This window comes from Cryobacterium sp. M23, assembly GCF_002929655.1.
GTDB lineage: Bacteria > Actinomycetota > Actinomycetes > Actinomycetales > Microbacteriaceae > Cryobacterium > Cryobacterium sandaracinum.
In genome coordinates this window covers 1-1,262 of sequence record NZ_PJJV01000003.1, presented here as the reverse complement: position 1 = coordinate 1,262, position 1,262 = coordinate 1, and the positions used below count along the sequence as shown (strand labels likewise).

Below are 1,262 nucleotides of genomic sequence, written 5' to 3'. Positions count from 1 at the left end.
CTGGGGTGACCCGGTCTTTTCGGACGGGGTCCTTGGTTTCATTTTAGGCGGCGAGTGTGAGTTTGATGAGGCGTTCGGTGGGTGTTGAGTAGCCGAGAGTTTGGTGCAGGCGAACGTTGTTGAAGTGGTGAACGTAGTTGATGACTTCGGTGCGGGCCTTGCGCCTTGTCGTGAAGGTTTGCCAGTTGAGGCTTTCGCTCTTGAGTTTGGAGAAGAACGTTTCGGCGGCGGCGTTGTCCCAACACTGCATCTTCGCGCCCATGGAGCGGATGATGCCGTGTCGGCCGCAGTACTTCGTGAACCGTTTCGACCGGTATTGGACTCCGTGGTCGGAGTGGAAAACTGCTCCTGGTTTGACGTGGCCGGTCTCTAGGGCCATGTTCATGGCCCGGGTGATGAGTTGGGTGGTCATGCGGGCCCCGGTCGCGTGGCCGAGCACGGAGCGGGAGGCTAGGTCGATGACGGTCGCGAGATAGAGCCAGCCTTCCTGGGTGTGGATGTAGGTGATATCACCGACGAGGATCGTGCCGACGCTCAGCGAGGTGAAGTCCCGCAGGAGCAGATCGACCGGGTCGGCCAGTCGGGAGGCCCGCTGGTAGCGGATCTTGAAGGCGCGTTCTGCAGCTGGGGAGATTAATCCCAGATCGTGCATGATTCCGGCGATGGTTTTGCGGTTCACCGGGACCCGGGCCCGGTTCAGAGCCGCGGTGACTTTGCGGTATCCGGCCGCGCCCTTGGACTCGGCGAACGCGATCATCACCTGCGCGGTGAGGTCTTCATGCCGCCTCTGCGCGGGCGCGGTGACGTGGTGCGACCAGTCGTAGAACCCTGATGTTGATACTTTGAGCCGGCGGCAGAGGTAGGCGATGGGGAAGTCGGCCTTCATCCGGGAGATCATTTCGAACCGTTGTCGTTTTGATCGAGTTCCAGGAAGAAGGCCTTCGCTTTTTTCTCGAAGTCGAGATCCCTCCGCAGCAGGGCGTTTTCCTTCTCCAGGTCCCGGATCCGTTTCCGGGCTTGCGGCGTGAGCTCACCAGCAGGATCGATGGTCTTCAGCCTCGCGGAGTTGACCCAAGTCCACAGAGTCCGGTGGTTGATCCCGAGCGCTGCGGCGACTTTCACGATCGATTTGTCGCCCTCCGCGACGCGGGCCACCGCGGCAGCCCGAAACTCCGGGCTGAAGTGTTTGTGTTTCTCGTGTTCCATTTGTCTATCCAATCCTGAATTCAGGAGGACTGTCCGGAAACACCGGGTCACCCCAG

Annotated in this window: 2 protein-coding genes; both read right to left on the bottom strand. The window is 60.5% G+C overall.

Features of this window, described 5'->3' with window-relative positions:
• Positions 1 to 43 precede the first annotated feature (43 nt).
• Positions 44 to 886 (bottom strand): IS3 family transposase, encoded by an 843-nt coding sequence (locus CXY82_RS00020; RefSeq protein ID WP_233199076.1) that lies wholly within the window; start codon positions 884 to 886, stop codon positions 44 to 46.
• A gap of 8 nt (positions 887 to 894) precedes the next feature.
• The coding region (locus CXY82_RS00015) for a transposase (RefSeq protein WP_233199075.1) at positions 895 to 1,262 on the bottom strand (368 nt) is incomplete at its 5' end.